Annotated in this window: 14 protein-coding genes; 9 read left to right on the top strand and 5 right to left on the bottom strand. The window is 72.9% G+C overall.

Going from position 1 to position 16,585, the window contains the following annotated elements:
- The first annotated feature begins 292 nt into the window (after positions 1 to 292).
- The 6 genes from raiA (at position 293) to ptsP (ending at position 5,403) form a co-directional block, all read left to right on the top strand.
- Complete coding sequence (raiA, locus tag IPL61_09730; protein MBK9031597.1) at positions 293 to 874, top strand: ribosome-associated translation inhibitor RaiA; 582 nt, start codon at positions 293 to 295, stop codon at positions 872 to 874.
- A 176-nt stretch (positions 875 to 1,050) separates the two neighbouring features.
- A complete protein-coding gene (locus tag IPL61_09725) occupies positions 1,051 to 1,512 on the top strand; it encodes a PTS sugar transporter subunit IIA (GenBank protein ID MBK9031596.1) in 462 nt (153 codons plus the stop codon).
- Entirely contained in the window at positions 1,512 to 2,477 is a 966-nt protein-coding gene (hprK, locus tag IPL61_09720; GenBank protein MBK9031595.1) for an HPr(Ser) kinase/phosphatase, read from the top strand. Before IPL61_09725 ends, hprK begins: the two co-directional genes overlap by 1 nt.
- Positions 2,478 to 2,480: 3 nt before the next feature.
- A complete protein-coding gene (gene rapZ / locus IPL61_09715; protein MBK9031594.1) occupies positions 2,481 to 3,320 on the top strand; it encodes an RNase adapter RapZ in 840 nt (279 codons plus the stop codon).
- A 1-nt stretch (position 3,321) separates the two neighbouring features.
- Positions 3,322 to 3,603 carry an HPr family phosphocarrier protein gene (locus IPL61_09710; protein ID MBK9031593.1) on the top strand — a complete coding sequence of 94 codons (282 nt, stop codon included), beginning with the start codon at positions 3,322 to 3,324 and terminating at the stop codon, positions 3,601 to 3,603.
- Positions 3,604 to 3,606: 3 nt separating this feature from the next.
- Positions 3,607 to 5,403, top strand: a complete 1,797-nt coding sequence (gene ptsP / locus IPL61_09705; protein ID MBK9031592.1) for a phosphoenolpyruvate--protein phosphotransferase — start codon at positions 3,607 to 3,609, stop codon at positions 5,401 to 5,403.
- Between the two features lie 43 nt (positions 5,404 to 5,446).
- Here the strand turns inward: ptsP and IPL61_09700 are convergent, their stop codons facing one another.
- The gene (locus tag IPL61_09700; GenBank protein ID MBK9031591.1) at positions 5,447 to 5,794 is read right to left on the bottom strand and encodes a hypothetical protein; all 348 of its coding nucleotides are present in this window, start codon (positions 5,792 to 5,794) and stop codon (positions 5,447 to 5,449) included.
- A gap of 28 nt (positions 5,795 to 5,822) precedes the next feature.
- Between IPL61_09700 and IPL61_09695 the strand changes: the two genes are divergently transcribed.
- Positions 5,823 to 8,732, top strand: a complete 2,910-nt coding sequence (locus tag IPL61_09695) for a PD40 domain-containing protein (GenBank protein ID MBK9031590.1) — start codon at positions 5,823 to 5,825, stop codon at positions 8,730 to 8,732.
- A gap of 24 nt (positions 8,733 to 8,756) precedes the next feature.
- Here IPL61_09695 and IPL61_09690 read toward each other — a convergent pair whose 3' ends face one another.
- The 3 genes from IPL61_09690 to IPL61_09680 are packed head-to-tail and all read right to left on the bottom strand — an operon-like array spanning position 8,757 to position 10,718.
- Positions 8,757 to 9,716 carry a GTP-binding protein gene (locus IPL61_09690; protein MBK9031589.1) on the bottom strand — a complete coding sequence of 320 codons (960 nt, stop codon included), beginning with the start codon at positions 9,714 to 9,716 and terminating at the stop codon, positions 8,757 to 8,759.
- Positions 9,713 to 10,081, bottom strand: coding sequence for a response regulator (locus IPL61_09685; protein ID MBK9031588.1), 369 nt, complete (start codon positions 10,079 to 10,081; stop codon positions 9,713 to 9,715). The genes IPL61_09690 and IPL61_09685 overlap by 4 nt, the downstream gene beginning before the upstream one ends.
- A gap of 1 nt (position 10,082) precedes the next feature.
- Positions 10,083 to 10,718, bottom strand: coding sequence for a TlpA family protein disulfide reductase (locus IPL61_09680; protein ID MBK9031587.1), 636 nt, complete (start codon positions 10,716 to 10,718; stop codon positions 10,083 to 10,085).
- 78 nt (positions 10,719 to 10,796) lie between these two features.
- On the opposite strand from IPL61_09680, the gene IPL61_09675 reads away from it, so the two are divergent.
- Together IPL61_09675 and IPL61_09670 are read left to right on the top strand one after the other, a co-directional pair.
- A complete protein-coding gene (locus IPL61_09675; protein MBK9031586.1) occupies positions 10,797 to 11,597 on the top strand; it encodes a hypothetical protein in 801 nt (266 codons plus the stop codon).
- A gap of 53 nt (positions 11,598 to 11,650) precedes the next feature.
- Positions 11,651 to 12,874 carry a transglutaminase domain-containing protein gene (locus IPL61_09670; GenBank protein ID MBK9031585.1) on the top strand — a complete coding sequence of 408 codons (1,224 nt, stop codon included), beginning with the start codon at positions 11,651 to 11,653 and terminating at the stop codon, positions 12,872 to 12,874.
- Positions 12,875 to 13,124: 250 nt separating this feature from the next.
- On the opposite strand, the gene IPL61_09665 is transcribed toward IPL61_09670, so the two are convergent.
- Positions 13,125 to 16,508, bottom strand: coding sequence for a thrombospondin type 3 repeat-containing protein (locus IPL61_09665; GenBank protein ID MBK9031584.1), 3,384 nt, complete (start codon positions 16,506 to 16,508; stop codon positions 13,125 to 13,127).
- Between the last annotated feature and the right edge of the window lie 77 nt (positions 16,509 to 16,585).

The following is a 16,585-nucleotide window of genomic DNA, read 5'->3' as shown; positions in this document are numbered from 1 at the left end:
TCTCTCGGGGGCACGCCCCGATCGGGCCCCAACCCGCGACGCGAGACGCTGGGCGCGTCGACCTGGCGCTCGACCGAAGAGGTCGCGAGGACAAGCCCCGCGCCGGCCTCGCCTTCGTGCGCCCCTGCCGCGCGAGATCGTAGCGCCGGGGGCCCGACGAGGGAAGGGCGCCGGCCGGCTACTCGTCTCGTCGCCACGAGATGACGTCGAGGTGACGAACTATCGACGATGCCGCCTTTCGCGTCGCGCGCGCGGCGTTACACTGGTGATCGAACCAAGGCACGGAGGTCAAATGCAGTTCTCGGTCGTGTTCCGGCACATGGAACCCTCGGAGGCCCTCAAGTCGTACGCGCGTGAGCGCATGGATCGGGTGCGCAAGTACCTGCCCGATCCGATCGGCTGTCACGTCGTGTTCTCGACGGAGCGTCACAACCATCGCGTCGACGTCAACTTCCAGCTGCACAACGGGCTGACCGTCGCCGGCCACGAGACCACCGAGAACATGTACTCCTCGGTCGACCTGGTCATCGCGAAGATCGAGCGCCAGGTCCGCCGGTACAAGGGCAAGGTCGAGGAGCAGCGGGTCCGCCCGCACCACGTCGAGCCGCTGCCGTGGTCGCACTCGATCGTCGAGGAGGCCTTCGCCCACGCGGAGCCGGCGACCAACCCGCCCGAGCCGCCGGCGTACTCGGTCGAGCGGACCGAGTCGTTCCACGCCAACCCGATGACGGTCTCGGACGCGATCGCCCAGCTGAACCTGGCGCACGAGACGGTGCTGGTGTTCCGGTCGACCGAGGCCGAGGGGCGGATCTCGGTGGTCTACCGGCGCGACGACGGCAAGTACGGCCTGATCGAGACCCCCGCCAGCGCCTGAGCTCGTTGGGCGGCGGGCCTTGCGCCCGCCGATCGGTGGCGACGGCGCCGGAGGGTGTGCGAGGGGGGCGGAGGCCCGGGCGGAGGCCCCGGCCGCCGCCGTGGCGCGATCGATTGGTGGCCGCCGCGGTTCCTGTGCGCGGCCCGCGCCCGTGATAGGGTGGGCGCCACCGAGCCATGAAGATCGTCGATCTGATCGGGCGCGACATGATCGTGCCGGCCCTGGCCGGGGTCGGCAAGCGCGCCATCCTCGAGGAGCTGGCCGCGCACATCGCCGCCCAGCACCCGCGCATCGATCGCGCGAGCCTGACCCGTGTGCTGATCGATCGCGAGCAGCTGGCGTCGACCGCGATCGGCGAGGGCGTCGCCATCCCCCACGGCAAGCTCAGCAGCGTCACCGAGATCGTGGCGTGCCTGGGCCGGATCCGGGACGGCGTCGACTTCGACGCGATGGACAAGCAGCCGACCTTCCTGTTCTTCGTGCTGGTCGCGCCGGAGTCGTCGACCGGGGCGCACCTGAAGGCGCTCGCGCGCATCAGCCGCGTCTTCAAGGATCACGGCTTCCGCAAGCGGCTGCTCGACGCGCCCGACGCCGACGGCATGTTCGCGGTGATCGCCGAGGAAGACGCCAAGTACTGATGGCGGCGGCGGTCACGGTCGGGGAGTTGCTGGGCGCCGACCTCGGCCTCGAGGCCCGGGTGCTCACGACCGCGACGGGCGCCGGGCGCCCGATCCGCGCGCCGCGCATCCAGAAGCCGGGGCTGGCGCTGACCGGCTGGAACGAGCAGCTCCACGACGGGCGCCTGCTGATCCTCGGCGGCACCGAGATCAACTACCTCGACGGCTGCGATCAGGCCGCGCGCGAGCTGGCGATCGCGACGATGCTGGCGTCGTCGCCGGCCGCGGTCCTGGTCAGCCGCGGGCTGGCGGTCCCGCCGCAGCTGGTGGCCGCGTGCGATCAGCACGACGTGCCGGTGGTGGCGTCGACGCTCGTGACCTCGGATCTGATCGTGCGCATCACCGGCTGGCTGGCGGAGCGCATGGCGCCCGAGACCTCGATCCACGGGGTCCTGCTCGACGTGCTCGGGATCGGCATCCTGCTGCTCGGCCCCAGCGGCATCGGCAAGAGCGAGACCGCGCTCGATCTGGTCGTGCGCGGCCACCGGCTGGTCGCCGACGACATCGTCATCATCCGCAAGAAGGCCGGGTTCGTGTTCGGCTCGGGCTCCGGGATCATCCGCCACCACATGGAGATCCGCGGGCTGGGCATCATCAACATCAAGGACCTGTTCGGCGTCGCGGCGATCCGCGAGGCCAAGAAGGTCGAGCTGGTGGTCGAGCTGGTCGAGTGGGACGCCAACGAGGAGTACGACCGGCTCGGCCTCGACGAGCGCTGCTACACGGTGCTCGACGTGCAGGTGCCGATGGTGCGCCTGCCGGTGCGGCCCGGCCGCAACCTGTCGACGATCATCGAGGTCGCGGCCCGCAACCAGCTGCTCAAGTTCCAGGGCCACCACTCGGCCCGCGAGTTCCAGGACCGTCTCAACCGCGCGATCGCCGAGGCCCGGCCCCAGACCGGCTTCGACGTCGACGTGATCGAGTAGGCGATGCAGATCGTCGTCGTCACCGGACTGTCGGGCGCGGGCAAGTCGACCGCGCTGCGCGCGCTCGAGGACATCGAGTACTACTGCGTCGACAACCTGCCGGTGACGTTCATGACCGAGCTGGTCGAGTCGCTGGCCCGCGACGGCCAGGCCGACAAGCTCGCCGTGGCGATCGACTCGCGCCAGCGCCGGTACCTGCACGCCTGGCAGGCCGAGCTGGCCAAGCTGCGCAGCGCCGGTCATCGGCTCGAGGTGATGTTCCTCGACGCCAAGGACGACGTGCTCGTGCGGCGGTTCTCCGAGACCCGTCGACGCCACCCGCTGTCGGGCGATCAGGTCACCGACGGGATCCGCCGCGACCGCGAGCTCCTGGCCACGCTGCGGATCGGCGCGGCCGTGGTCGACACCTCGAACCTCAACACCCACCAGTTCAAGGCGATCATCCAGGATCGCTACGGCGGCACCGGCAAGCTGGCGGTGACGATGGTGTCGTTCGGGTGGAAGCACGGCGTGCCGATCGAGTTCAACCTGGTCTTCGACGTGCGGTTCCTGCCCAACCCGTACTTCGAGCCGACCCTGACCCACCTCGACGGGCGCGATCCCGACGTCGCCAAGTTCGTGTGCGCCTCGCCCCTGGGCGAGGAGCTGATCGAGCGGGTCGAGAGCCTGCTGCGGTTCTCGCTGCCGCAGTTCCAGCAAGAGGGCAAGCTGTACGTGACCGTGGCGGTCGGGTGTACGGGGGGCCGACATCGGTCGGTCGCGATCGTCGAGGAGCTGCGCCGGCGGCTCGGCGGCGACTGGGACATCCTGGTCCGGCACCGTGACGTCGATCGAGGGGAATGACATGGCCATTGACCACGCTGAGCGAGCGATCACGATCGCCAACGAGCTCGGGCTCCACGCCCGGGCCGCGACCAAGTTCGTGCAGATCGCCGGCAAGTTCCCGTCCGACGTCACCGTCGAGAAGGACGGGCACGAGGTCAACGGCAAGAGCATCATGGGCGTGCTCATGCTGGTGGCGTCGAAGGGGACGACGATCGTGATCCGGGCCAAGGGGCCGCAGGCGCCCGACGCGGTCGCGGCGCTGGCCAAGCTGGTCGAGGACAAGTTCGGCGAGGAGCGCTGAGCGATGGGGGAGCGCGAGCCGTCGCGCGAGCGGCCGACCGGCGAGATCCGGCGCGAGGGCGTCGCGGTCTCGGTCGGGATCGCGATCGGGCGCGCGTTCCTGGTCGGGCGCGATCTGATCAAGGAGCCGCGCTACCACGTCGAGGCGGACGACGTCGACGCCGAGGTCGCGCGCCTGCACAAGGCCATCACCTCGTCCGACAAGCAGCTGGCCAAGATCAAGAGCAAGCTGGCCGAGGCGGAGGCCTCGAGCGACTTCCACATCATCACCGCCCACCAGCTGATGCTCCACGACGAGCACCTGGTCGACGCGACGATCCGCTACATCAACGGCGAGCTGATCAACGCCGAGTGGGCGCTGACCAAGGCGGTCGGCGACATCCGCGGCGTCTTCGACGCGATCGAGGACGACTACTTCCGCGAGCGCCGCAGCGACGTCGACTTCGTGGGCGAGCGCGTGCTGCGCAACCTGCTCGGCAAGGAGACCGGCCCGCTCAAGCCGCCGCCCGACGCGATCGTCGTCGCCTACGACCTGTCGCCGGCCGACACCGCGCAGCTGCACAAGCACGCGGTCGCGGGCCTGATCACCGACGCCGGCGGCAAGACCTCGCACACCGCGATCATCGCCCGCGCGCACGAGCTGCCGGCGGTGGTCGGGCTCGAGGACATCACCGAGCTGGTGCTCGACGACGATCTGCTGATCGTCGACGGCGGCGCCGGCGTCGTGATCGTCAACCCGACCGCGACCACGGTCGGGCAGTACCGCGACGCGCAACGCAAGCAGGTCGCGCTCGAGGAGCAGCGGCTCGGCAACCGCGACCTGCCGGCCACGACCTCGGACGGCGTCGCGATCCAGCTCTACGCCAACATCGACGGGCCCGACGAGATCGACGGCGCGCTCGAGCACGGCGCGGTCGGCATCGGCCTGTACCGGACCGAGTACCTGTTCATGGGCCGCGACGAGATCCCCGACGAGGAGACCCACTACCGCACCGCGGTCGAGGTGCTCGAGCGCATGGCCGGGCGGCCGGTCACGATGCGCACGTTCGATCTGGGCGCCGACAAGCTGGCCAAGTTCCTCGAGGAGGTCGCCCTCGACGAGGTCAACCCGGCGCTGGGCCTGCGCTCGATCCGCCTGTGCCTGGCCGAGCTGGGCCAGCCGCTGTTCCGGGCCCAGCTCCGGGGCCTGCTGCGGGCCAGCGCCCACGGCCAGCTGCGGATCATGTTCCCGATGATCTCCGGCGTCGGCGAGCTGCGCGACGCCAAGGCGGTGATCGAGTCGGTCAAGACCGAGCTCCGGGACGCGGGGATCCCGTTCGACGAGGACGTCAAGGTCGGCATCATGATCGAGATGCCGGCCGCGGCGATGATCGGCGACCTGCTGGCCAAGGAGAGCGCGTTCTTCTCGATCGGCACCAACGACCTGATCCAGTACACGATGGCGGTCGATCGCGTGAACGAGCTGGTCTCGTACCTGTACGAGCCGCTGCACCCGGCGCTGTTGCGGCTCTTGCGCGACACCGCCGCCGCCGGGCGCGAGGCCGGCATCCCGGTCAGCCTGTGCGGCGAGATGGCGGCCGACCCGCTCGCGGCGATGGTGTTGCTCGGGCTCGGCGTCACCGAGCTGTCGATGAGCGCGGTGGCGATCCCCGAGGTCAAGGGCGTGATCCGCGCGGTCTCATTGGCCGACCTGCGGGTGCTGGTGCCGCGGGTGATGAAGCTGGCGACCGCGACCGAGATCCGGGCCGCGGTGACGGCGTTCGCGGTCGAGCTGGGCGTGCCGGCCGGCTCGCTGCGCTGACCGACGCGCGCCGGCCGCCCTCCACGCGGGGCGCGGCCGGCGGCTACTCGGCGACGGAGGGCGCGCGGCAGACCGCGCCGGGGCCGTCGGCGATCGTCACGCAGTCGGTGCCCGCGGGGCAGCCCTTGCCGCCGGCGCAGGCGACCTCGCAGCTCGAGAACTCGGGGCCGGACGGGCCGGCGATGCCGTAGAAGCGCGCGCAGGTCATGCCGTCGGGACAGGCGCCGTCGGCGCCGCAGCTGGTGCCGAGCTTGCTCACGTCGAGGGCGGTCGGCGCGGCCGGGCTGTCGGCCGGCGCGCCGTCGGTCGGCTTGTCGGCCGGGGGGCGGGACTTGCCGCCACAGGCGGCGGCGGCGAGCAGAGCGGCGAGGGCGACCTTGGGGATCCACATGGTGACGGACTCTACTACAATGCGGCCGATGCTCCGGCGTGCGCACGCGGTCGCGGCGGTCGCGGCGGTCGCGGCGGTCGTGGCCGCGCTGGCCCGCCCGGCGGCGGCCGGCGATCCCGAGCGCGTGTGGCAGACGGTCGAGAGCGAGCACTTCGCCGTCCACTTCGCGGCGCCGCTCGCCGACGTCGGCCGGCGGATCGCGGTCCTGGCCGAGCGCGCGCACCGCGTGCTGGCGCCCGTGCTCGATCACGCGCCGGCCGAGAAGACCCACATCGTCCTGATCGACGACAACGACGGCGCCAACGGCTTCGCCAACGTGCTGCCGCGCAACGCCGTGACGCTGTACGCCAGCGCGCCCAACTCGGGCTCGGTCCTGGCCGATCACGACGACTGGCTGTACCTGCTGTTCGCCCACGAGTACACGCACATCCTCCACCTCGACTCGATCGGCGGCCTGGCCCGCTACTACAACGGCATCTTCGGCAAGACCTGGGCGCCCAACCAGGTCATGCCGCGCTGGATCATCGAGGGCCTGGCGACCTACGAGGAGAGCAAGCGCTCGTCGGCCGGGCGCACGCGGGCCGCGCTGTTCGACGCCTACCTGCGGGTGCCGGTGCTCGCCGGCGACGATCTCCGGCTCGACGAGTTCACCAACTCGCCGCTGAAGTTCCCGCGCGGCAACGCGGCGTACCTCTACGGCTCGCACTTCCTCAAGTACGTGTTCGATCGGTTCGGCGACGACGCCGCCCGGCGGATGTCGTGGTCGAGCGGCAGCTCGACCGTGCCGTTCGGCACCAACCGGCAGCTGGTGGCGGCGATCGGCCACACCTTCGACGAGCTGTACCCGGCCTGGCACCGGCAGCTGCGCGATCACGCGACCCTGCAGCTCGAGGCGGTCGAGCGGCGGCGGCCCCGGGCCGGGCGCCGGCTGTCGGTGGTCGGCGAGTTCGCGCGCAACCCGCGCTACACCGCCGACGGGCGCGAGCTGTGGTTCACCGAGAACGACGGCCTCAGCCGCGAGCAGATCAAGGCGATCCCGGCCGGCGGCGATCACCGCAGCGCGCGCCCGGTCGCGGCGTTCGATCGCATGGGCGGCTTCGACGTCGACAGCGACGGCGTGATCGTCCTCGAGCAGACCCAGTTCTACCGGGACGTCTACGCGTTCCAGGACCTGGTCCAGCACGATCCGACCAGCGGCCGCACGACGCTGCTGACCCGGGCCGAGCGCGCGCGCGATCCGGCGCTGTCGCCCGACGGCGACCTGGTCGCGTACTCGAAGAACGGGCGCAGCACCAGCGAGCTGTGGGTCGTGTCGCGGCGCCAGCCCGAGGCGCGCCGCCGGATCTGGGCCGGCGCCGGTCGCTACGACCAGGTGTTCATGCCGGCGTGGTCGCCCGACGGCCGGCGGCTGGCGTTCATCGCCTGGCGCGCCGGCGGCGCCCGCGATCTGCTGGTCGTCGACGTCGGCACCGGCGCGGTCGAGCCGATCACCGACGATCGCGCGCTCGACGACAACCCCCGGTGGTCGCCCGACGGCCGCTACCTGTACTTCACCAGCGACCGCACCGGCGTCGCCAACGTCTTCGCCCACGACCTGGCCACCAGGGCGCTGTGGCAGGTCACCAACCTCACCGGGCACGTGTTCGAGATGGCGGTGTCGCCCGACAGCCAGCGCCTCGCGTACCTCGACTTCGTCGGCTCGGGCCAGGATCTGTACGAGCTCGCGCTCGATCCGCGCCAGTGGGCGCCGGCCCGGCCGTACGTCGACGATCGCCCGGCGCCGACGGTGGTGCCCGACGACGAGGCCGAGGTGAGCGCGCCGCGCCCGTACCGCGCGCTCGAGACCCTGGCGCCGCGCGCGTGGACCGCCCAGCTCACGCTCGGCACGTTCGGCCAGGCCGCGACCGCCGCGACCTCGGGCGCCGACGTCGCCGGCCTCCACGCCTACACGCTGGTCACGACCGTCGAGCTCGAGCGCGGCGACGTCAACGTCGGCGGCGCCTACGGCTACGGCGGCGCGCGCTACGGCCTGCGCGCGGCCGCGTCCCGCACGCTGGCCCACCGCACGTCGATCCGCATCGACGGGCGGTCGCGGCCGTGGGACGAGGAGATCCTGTCGGGCTCGGTCGGGTTCGGCGTCCCGGTCCGCCGCACCGATGACGGCGCGCTCGCGGTGTCGTTCGACTACGCGGTCGACTGGGTCCGACGCGCCGACGCGCCGTCGACGATCGCTGATCCGACCCAGACGCTGCCGGGCGTGCCGCGGTCCGACTTCGTCAACGCCGGGCTCGGCGCCCGGGTCAGCTACGGCAACAGCCGCGGCTACCTGTACAACCTGGGGCCGACCGAGGGCCACGAGCTGTCCTTGGGGCTGCGCCTCGATCATCCGGCGCTGGGCGCGAGCCAGCGGGCGCTGACGGTCAACTGGTTCTGGCGCGGCTACTACAAGCTGCCGTGGGGTGACACGCCGGCGCTGGCGGTGCGGGTGGCCGGCGCGACCCGGGTCAGCGACCTGTCGCGCGGCGGCGGCTACGGCCTCGGCGGCGTGCCGGTGCAGGACGTCGTGCAGGCGGTGATCGACTCGACCCGGACCGGCTCGACCGGCTACCTGCGCGGGTACCCGGTGCGGGCGGTCGCCGGCAACACCTTCCACCTGGCCAACCTCGAGTACCGCCACCAGCTGGCGACGATCGAGCGCGGCGCGTCGACGTTGCCGGTCTACCTGCGCCGCGTCCACCTGGCCGGGCTGGTCGACGTCGGCGCCGCCTACGACGGCGAGCCCACGCTCGACGCGGTCAAGCCCACCGTCGGCGCCGCGCTGCGCCTGGACACGATCGTCGGCTACTTCGTGCCCGGGACGTTCGAGGTGGGCGTGGCCCGGGGCCTGGCCGCGAAGGGCCAGACCGACACCTGGTTCCTGCTCACCGGCAGCCTGTGAGGCCGGGCGCGCGCGCCGGCCGGGTCAGGTCCCGACCCGGCACGCCCACAGCGCCCGGCGCAACGCGCTCTCGTCGAGGTCGTCGCCGATCATGACCAGCTCGGTGCGCGGCGGGCCCGGCCACGGCAGGCCGCGTCGCAGCTCGAGCACCGCGCCGGCGCGCTCGACGAAGCCGGCGTCGACGTCGCCGGCCAGGCGCACGAAGCCCTTGGCGCGGACCAGCCGGTCGCCGAGCTCGCGCAGCACCGCGAGCACCGCGTCGCCGGCCAGCGGCGTGGGATCGGCGAAGATCGCGGCGCTGAGCTGGCCGTGGCGGTGGCGGTGGCCGTGGCCCGAGGTCGGCCGCGGCGCCCGCGCGGCCAGGAGCCACGCGGTCAGCGCCACCGCGCCGTCGTCGGAGTCGGGGAAGCTCGCGACCTCGGCGGTCGGCGCGAGCGCGGCGACGCGCGCGCGGACGGCCATGTGCTGGCCGAGGTCGGCGCGGTCGAGCTTGCGCAGCAGCACCCGATCGGCGGCCTCGACCTGGCCCCGGGCCTCGTCGTGGCGGTCGAGCTGCGCGGCGCCGGCCTCGGCGTCGACCACCGCGATCGTCCCGGCCGGCACGATGCGATCGCGGACCGCGGCCGGCACCCGGCCGAGGTTGTCGAGGATCGCGGCGGGCTCGGCGATGCCGGTGGTCTCGAGCACGACCTGGTCGGGCTTCGACCGGGCCACGACCTCGGCGATGCCGTCCCACAGATCGCTCTTGAGGTCGACCTTGCAGCACACGCAGCCGCCGGCCAGCTCGAGCACGTCGCTGCCGCGCGCGACGATCAGCCGGGTGTCGATCGCGATCCGGCCCAGCTCGTTGACCAGCACCGCGATCCGGCGGCCGTGGGGCGCCGCGAGCATCCGGTTGAGCGTCGTGGTCTTGCCGGCGCCGAGGAAGCCGGTGAGGATCGTGAACGGGACCGCGCCGCCGGGCCCGGGGCCGGGGGTGGTCATGGGCGCGGCTTGAGCAGCCGCTCGACGTTGTTGACCAGGGTCTCGCGCACGAACGGCTTCATGACCAGCTCGTCGGCGCCGCCGTCGGTCAGCGCGTCGGCCAGGCTGACGTAGGCCGCGCTCATCATGACGATCGGCATGGCGCGCGTCGCCGGGTCGGCCCGCAGCCGCCGGCACACCTCGACGCCGTCGATGCGCGGCAGGTTGGCGTCGACCACGAGCAGGTCGGGCGCCGACAGGGCGATCAGCGCCAGCGCGGCCTCGCCGTCGCGGGCGACGTCGACGCTGTGGCCCCGAGCCTCGAGCGTCCGGACCACCATGCGCACGACATCGAGCTCGTCGTCGACGACCAGGATCTTGGCCATGTCACTCGTCGATCAGGGCTTGCAGGCAGGTCTCGGTCACCGACGCGTCCCAGTCGCGCTTGTTGATGAGGTACATGCGGATGCGGCCCTGCTTGTCGATCACGAACGACTCGGGCACCGCCTTGATGCCCCAGGCCGTGGCGATCGCGCCGATGTTGCTGTCGTCGTCGGGCGGCGGGTCGAGCATGACCTGGAACGGCGCGCCCTTGGGCAGCGCCTTCTTGACGTCGTCCCAGCTGCGGTCCGACGCCAGGGTCACGACCGCGAAGTCGCCGCCGGCCAGGTCCTCGGTCATCGTCGTCAGCGACGGCTTCTCGGCCTTGCACACGTTGCACCACGACGCCCAGAAGTTGAGGAGCACGACCTTGCCGCGGAAGTCCGACAGGTGGACGGTCTTGCCCTCGTGGGTCGTGACCACGAAGTCGGGGGCCGGGCGGGGCAGGGCGCCGAGCGACGGGTTGGTCGGCGACGACTCCAGGCTGCCGCACGCCGCCGCGACCTCGCGGGCCGCGGCCTTGGGGGTCATCCAGGCGACCAGGCCCCCCAGCGCGCCGATCACGGCGATGGCGACGCTGGTCGCCACGACCTTCCGGACATCGACCAGGTGCGTGGGCGGGGGCGACGCAGGCTCCGACATGCCCGGACTGTAGCAGAGGCGCCGCGAAAACCACCGGGCCGAACGGCGGAGTCCGGCGCGCCTGCTACACTGGGCCAGATGTCCACCGGGGCAGCGGTCGCGGCCGCCGATGCGGCGATCTCGCCGTCGCTCGCGCTGTTGCCGCGCAGCGGCATCGGGGTCGCTGGCTGCGAGCTCGTCATCGCGCCCCAGGGCAACCCGGCGATCCGCCTCGACGCGCGCCTGCTCGACCGGGTCGAGCTGATCGGGCGGTCGCCGACCAGCGCCGCCGTGACCTCGGGCGCGGCCGCGGTCGGCGCCACGCTGGGCGCGCTGTCGCTGGTCCCGGGCGGGATCTTCGTCGTCGCCGGCCTGGGCTACTTCGCGTTCGAGCGCCTGGCCGAGGCGCGCCGGCGCTCGCGCAACCGCGATCTGCTGCTGGCGCTGGGCGACCTCGAGGTGGCGCTGCACGTGGCCGACGGGCCCGACGCCGCCAAGCGCATCGCCGACCAGCTGTCGCCGTACACCCGCTCGGCGCCGATCGGGCGGCCCGAGGTCTACGAGGACGCGAAGCGTCGGCTGTCGGCGGGGCTGGCCGGCGACGGCGGCCGGGCCGCCAAGAAGGAGATCGACCGGGCGCTCGCGGTCGGCACCGACACGGTCGCGGTCAACGGCGCGTTCCTCCAGATCGGCCAGGTCGGCTTCCGGATCGACGAGGTCCGCGACTACGCCTTGCGCGGCGCCAACCTGGCGCTGCCCGGGGGCCGGTTCCTGCAAGCGGCGATGGGCCTGCTGGTGGTCGCGGCCGAGGAGCGCAGCCGCGCCGGCGAGGATCTGGCCGCGCTGGCGCGGCGCATCGGCGAGTACGAGGCGTGGACCGGCCGCTCGGCCGGGCGGTGACGCGCGCCGGGTTTGCGATCGCGGGCGACCTCGTCCTACGATCATTTTTTCGCATGCGCCGATCGTCCGTCATCGCGCTCGTGGTCGCGGGCTGCGCCCCGCCGGTCGCGCGGTCGGTGTGGGTCGACGACCTCGAGGTCGCCGCGCGCGCGCCCGAGGCCGCGTACGACCTGCGCTGGAACGGCGCGCTGATCGGGGAGGCCGTGCAGCGCGACGACGGCGCCCGGCTGTGGCGGCGCGAGCGCATCGTCGTGCGGCGCGGCGACCTGGTCGTCACCGACGAGCTGACCCTCGCGATCGACCGCGCCGACGATCGCCCGGTCCGGGTGACCTTGACGCGGGGCGACGCCAGCGGGGTCGCGGTGGCGACCGCGCGCGGCTGGGACGTGCAGGTCCGCGGCGAGCCCGCGGTCGAGCTGCCGCCGGCGACGCCGTTCGAGCACGCGCTGGCGCGGGCGGCCACCACCGGCGGCTTCCACGGGCCGGTGCTCCTGGCCGGGTGGGGCTTCGCCGTGGCCGAGCTGACGCTCGAGCCCGACGCCGACGCCTGGCGCGCGACCCTGGGCATCGACGGCGGGGCGGTCACCGCGCGGGTCGCCTACGGCCCCGACGGCGTGGCCGAGCGGATCGAGAGCGGCGACGGGGTCACCGCGGTCCGGCGCGCGCCCGGCGCAGGCGCGCCGTGGTTCGATCCGATCGAGGTGGTCGACGGCAGCGCGCTGGTGGTCGACGGGGCGGGGGCCGCGGTCCGGTTTCCGGACGCGCGCGCGCCGATCCCCGACCTGCCGGGCCAGCGCGTCCGCGCGGCGGCGGCCGGCGGCTGGCGGGTCGAGCTCGACGCCGCCGCGCCCGGCGACCTGCCGCCGGGCCCGCGCGGGCCCGATCGCGAGCGGACGATCGCCGCGCTCACCGCGACGGTCGCCGCGGCGGTGATCGATGATCTCGGCGCGACCGCGGCCACCGTCGGCGCCGCGCGCACCGCGGCCCGCGGCGACTGCACCACCCACGCGCTGCAGTTCGTGGCCCGGGCCGACGACGCCGGCATCCCGACCCGGGTCGTGACCGGCCTGCGCCGCGACGGCGACCGCCTGGTGCGCCACCGGTGGGTGGTCGCGTGGACCGGCTTGCGCTGGATGACCGTGGACCCGACCTACGGCGAGAGCCCGGCCGCGCCGGCGCTGATCGGCCTGGCGGTCCACGGCCCGCGCGCCGCCGACCTGGCGATGGCCGACGCCGTGGTGTTCGACGGCCTCGGCGCCCGCGCGCTGGGGGATTGACCCCGGGCGCTGGGGCCGGATTTCGGGTCCCGGGGGTCCGGGTTCTTCTGGTCCGGGTCGGGCTTCGGGTCCGGGTCCGGCTCCGGGTCCGGCTCCGGGCGCGACGAGGCTCGGCGAGGGTCAGGCGCCGGGCCTCGCTCGTTCACCGGCGTCGCTGGTCGGGCGTCCCGCGCCCGGGCGCGACGAGGCCCGGCGAGGTCAGTCGCCGGGCCTTGCTCGATCACCGGCGTCGCCGGTCGTGCGTCAGTCGTCAGTACAGGCGGTCGTTGGTGACCCAGTAGCCGGTGGTCTGGGCCGGCGGGTGCAGCGGCGTCAGGTCGCAGCCGACCGTCACGCCCGCGATCACCATCATCGTCGCGTCGACGACGCGCCACATGTCACCGGCCGACGAGCCCGACGTGTCGAAGTTGGTGAGCTGGTTGCCGGGCGCGCCGTAGCTGCCGCGCAGCTCGCCGCCGCAGTAGATGTTGATCATCGGGTGCACCACGCCGGTGCCGCTGTAGTAGTGCGTCATCACCCGGAACGTCTCGCCGTTGCCAGGCGTGTCGACGTTGATGTTCTCGGGCACGCCGTTGTTGGTGATGCTGTCGATGTCGAGGCGCGGGTTGCGGCAGTAGCCGAGCGTGGTCCACTGCGCGCCCTCGGGCCCGCCCGAGCACTCGGCCAGCGGGCTGTTGGCGTAGCCCCAGTTGGGCGGGGTGCCGGAGCCGGCCTTGCAGTTGCTGTAGTAGCAGTCGTCGGTGGCGGTGAACCAGTCGGTCGTGGTCCCGGGGCGGTGCAGGTGCAGGTCGATGTCGGTCGAGCCCGAGCGATCCGAGCACAGCTCGACCCGGAGGCCGGGGTTGGCGATGTGCACGATGAACGTGCAGATGAAGACCTCGCCGGTGCTCGACGTGATCCGGACCTTGACCGTGTAGTCGCCCGACAGCGACGGCCGCAGGGTCAAGATCGGCGTGTTCTGGCCGGACAGCGTGAAGGTCTGGGCCACCGGGCTGGTGGTGGTCAGGAACAGCCGATCGCACGGGCCGCCCGTCACCTCCCAGCTCCACGCCGTGACCGTCCCGGCGAAGAACGACGTCGCGTCGATGACGTAGTTCTCGAACGGCGCGCCGTCGGGGAGCGTGCCCGGCGCGGGGCAGGCCAGCGCGACGGTGCCGCAGCCGGGCGCGTCGTCGACGCAGCCGTTGCAGGTGTTGTCGAGGCCGTCGCAGGTCTCGGCGCCGGGCGACAGGCCGCCGACGCACGGGCCCCAGGTCAGGCCGGTGGTGCTGCAGGTCTGGCTGCCGTCGATGCACGCGCCGACGTCGCGGCGGCCGGGCGGGCCGCGGAAGCACGACTGGACCGCGCCGGGCGTGCACGCGCAGCCCTCGTCGCTCTGGCCGTTGCAGTTGTCGTCGGCGCCGTTGCCGCAGATCTCCGTGGCCAGGCAGCCGTCGGCCACCGGCGTGGCGCAGGTCTGGCCCTCGCACGCGTCGCCGACGCCGTTGCCGTCGGTGTCGAGCTGGGTCGGGTTCGCCACCAGGGGGCAGTTGTCGCAGGCGGTGCCGACGCCGTCGCCGCCGCCCTCGAGGCCGTCGCCGTCCTGCTGGGTCGGGTTGGAGATCGACCGGCAGTTGTCGAGCGCGTCGACGACGCCGTCGGTGTCGCTGTCGTCGCAGACATCCCCGATCATGTCCATGTCGAAGTCGGCCTGGCCGGGGTTGGCCACGGCCGGGCAGTTATCGGTGGCGTTGGCGACGCCGTCGCCGTCGAGGTCGGGGTCGCAGGCGTCGCCGAGCCCGTCGCCGTCGAGGTCGTCCTGGGTCGGGTTGGAGATCGCCGGGCAGTTGTCGACCGCGTCGAACAGGCCGTCACCGTCGGCGTCCTCGCACACGTCGCCGACCCCGTTGCCGTTGCCGTCGGCCTGGGTCGGGTTGGAGGCGGTCGGGCAGTTGTCGCAGACGTCGCCGACGCCGTCGCCGTCGCCGTCGTCCTGGGTCGGGTTGGAGATCGCCGGACAGTTGTCCTCGCTGTCGAACAGGCCGTCGCCGTCGCTGTCCTCGCAGGCGTCGCCGACGCCGTCGCCGTCCATGTCGGCCTGGTCGCTGTTGAGCAGGGTCGGGCAGTTGTCGCAGACGTCGCCGACGCCGTCGCCGGGGCCCTCGATGCCGTCGCTGTCGGCCTGGTCGGTGTTGGCGTCGGCCGGGCAGTTGTCGAGGTCGTCGAGGACGGTGTCGCTGTCGGTGTCCTGGCAGGCGTCGCCCATGCCGTCGTTGTTGAAGTCGGCCTGGGTCGGGTTGGCGAGGGCGGGGCAGTTGTCGCACGCGTCGCCGGCGCCGTCGCCGTCGCCGTCGAGCTGGGCCATGTCGATCACGGCCGGGCACACGTCGCAGGCGTCGCCGAAACCGTCGCCGTCGCCATCGGTCTGGGCCGGGTCGGCCACGGTCGGGCACACGTCGCAGGCGTCGCCGACGCCGTCGGGGGTGACCGACGCCGGCAGGATCCGGACCGCGTCGTTGGTCAGCGAGAACGAGGTCCCGGCCCGGCCCGGCAGGCCGACCGCGACCGTGCCGGTCGAGTTCTCGGCGCCCTGGGTGTGCTGACCGCCGTCGCTGGTGCACGCGGTGCAGAGGATCTCGATCTCGTTGGTGGTCTCGTGGAGGATGATCTGCGCGGTGACCGGGTTGCCGCCGCCGTAGTGCGCGACCGCGTTGAACGACACCACCAGCTCACGGCTGGGCGAGGTGCCGGTCGTGCCGTAGGTGATCGTGCCGCCCGCCCCGGTGTTGAGGTCCTCCCAGAACGCCGCGATCACGCCGTTGGGCGCCGCCACGTCCGGGATCGCCTGGCCCGAGCAGCAGCCGTTGTCGGTGTCGCCGAAGGTGATGAAGCCGTTGGTCGACGCGTTGAACGTGGTCACCGGCGCGCCGAAGAACTCGAAGGTGAAGCCGATCGGCAGCGCCCCGGACACGGCGTCGTCGCCGCTGACCGCCACCGTGGCCGGCGCCGGCCGCGGCGCGAAGGTGCCCATGACCGCGACCGGATCGGGGCGGACGTCGGTGTCCTCCTGGCCGGGGTTGGACACGGCCGGGCAGTTGTCCGTGGCGTCGGCGACGGTGTCGCCGTCGTCGTCGTCGTCGCAGGCGTCGCCCATCGTGTCGGTGTCGTGGTTGGCCTGGTCGGTGTTGGCCGCGAGCGGGCAGTTGTCGGCGGTGTCGAGGACGGTGTCGTTGTCGTCGTCGGGGTCGCAGACGTCGCCCTGGGCGTCGCCGTCGTTGTTGGCCTGGTCGGTGTTGGCGTCGGCCGGGCAGTTATCGACCGCGTCCGGGATCGTGTCACCGTCGGTGTCGAGGCCGGACTCGCAGGCGTCGCCGACGCCGTTGCTGTTGGCGTCGGCCTGGTCGGTGTTGGCGATCTGGGGGCAGTTGTCGCAGACGTCGCCGACGGTGTCGCCGTCGCCGTCGGCCTGATCGGCGTTGGCGTCCTGCGGGCAGTTGTCGAGGCTGTCCGGGACGCCGTCGCTGTCGGTGTCGACGGAGCCGTCCGAGCCCATCGGACTGTCGACCGCGGCGTCGATGATCTGCGTCGGGCTGTCGTCGCAGGCGACGACGGTGAGCAACAAGAAGCTGGCGCACGCGCAGAGCGCGCGACGCATGGAAGCGTACGTCATGGAGTCCCCCTCCGCCCACCGTACCGAAAACCGACCCCGATCCAACGGCGAAAGCGCAAGAA

It is taken from the genome of Myxococcales bacterium (assembly GCA_016717005.1).
Lineage (GTDB): Bacteria > Myxococcota_A > Polyangia > Haliangiales > Haliangiaceae > UBA2376.
Note: the sequence above shows the minus strand (reverse complement) of the source record. Positions and strands in the feature narration are given on the sequence as shown.

Bases quoted from the DNA above. Each gene is read 5' to 3' on its own strand.
- IPL61_09665 (MBK9031584.1), bottom strand. From the start codon at position 16,508: ATGCGTCGCGCGCTCTGCGCGTGCGCCAGCTTCTTGTTGCTCACCGTC.
- IPL61_09675 (MBK9031586.1), top strand. From the start codon at position 10,797: ATGTCCACCGGGGCAGCGGTCGCGGCCGCCGATGCGGCGATCTCGCCG.
- IPL61_09695 (MBK9031590.1), top strand. From the start codon at position 5,823: ATGCTCCGGCGTGCGCACGCGGTCGCGGCGGTCGCGGCGGTCGCGGCG.
- raiA (MBK9031597.1), top strand. From the start codon at position 293: ATGCAGTTCTCGGTCGTGTTCCGGCACATGGAACCCTCGGAGGCCCTC.
- hprK (MBK9031595.1), top strand. From the start codon at position 1,512: ATGGCGGCGGCGGTCACGGTCGGGGAGTTGCTGGGCGCCGACCTCGGC.
- ptsP (MBK9031592.1), top strand. From the start codon at position 3,607: ATGGGGGAGCGCGAGCCGTCGCGCGAGCGGCCGACCGGCGAGATCCGG.
- rapZ (MBK9031594.1), top strand. From the start codon at position 2,481: ATGCAGATCGTCGTCGTCACCGGACTGTCGGGCGCGGGCAAGTCGACC.
- IPL61_09690 (MBK9031589.1), bottom strand. From the start codon at position 9,716: ATGACCACCCCCGGCCCCGGGCCCGGCGGCGCGGTCCCGTTCACGATC.
- IPL61_09670 (MBK9031585.1), top strand. From the start codon at position 11,651: ATGCGCCGATCGTCCGTCATCGCGCTCGTGGTCGCGGGCTGCGCCCCG.
- IPL61_09710 (MBK9031593.1), top strand. From the start codon at position 3,322: ATGGCCATTGACCACGCTGAGCGAGCGATCACGATCGCCAACGAGCTC.
- IPL61_09685 (MBK9031588.1), bottom strand. From the start codon at position 10,081: ATGGCCAAGATCCTGGTCGTCGACGACGAGCTCGATGTCGTGCGCATG.
- IPL61_09700 (MBK9031591.1), bottom strand. From the start codon at position 5,794: ATGTGGATCCCCAAGGTCGCCCTCGCCGCTCTGCTCGCCGCCGCCGCC.
- IPL61_09680 (MBK9031587.1), bottom strand. From the start codon at position 10,718: ATGTCGGAGCCTGCGTCGCCCCCGCCCACGCACCTGGTCGATGTCCGG.
- IPL61_09725 (MBK9031596.1), top strand. From the start codon at position 1,051: ATGAAGATCGTCGATCTGATCGGGCGCGACATGATCGTGCCGGCCCTG.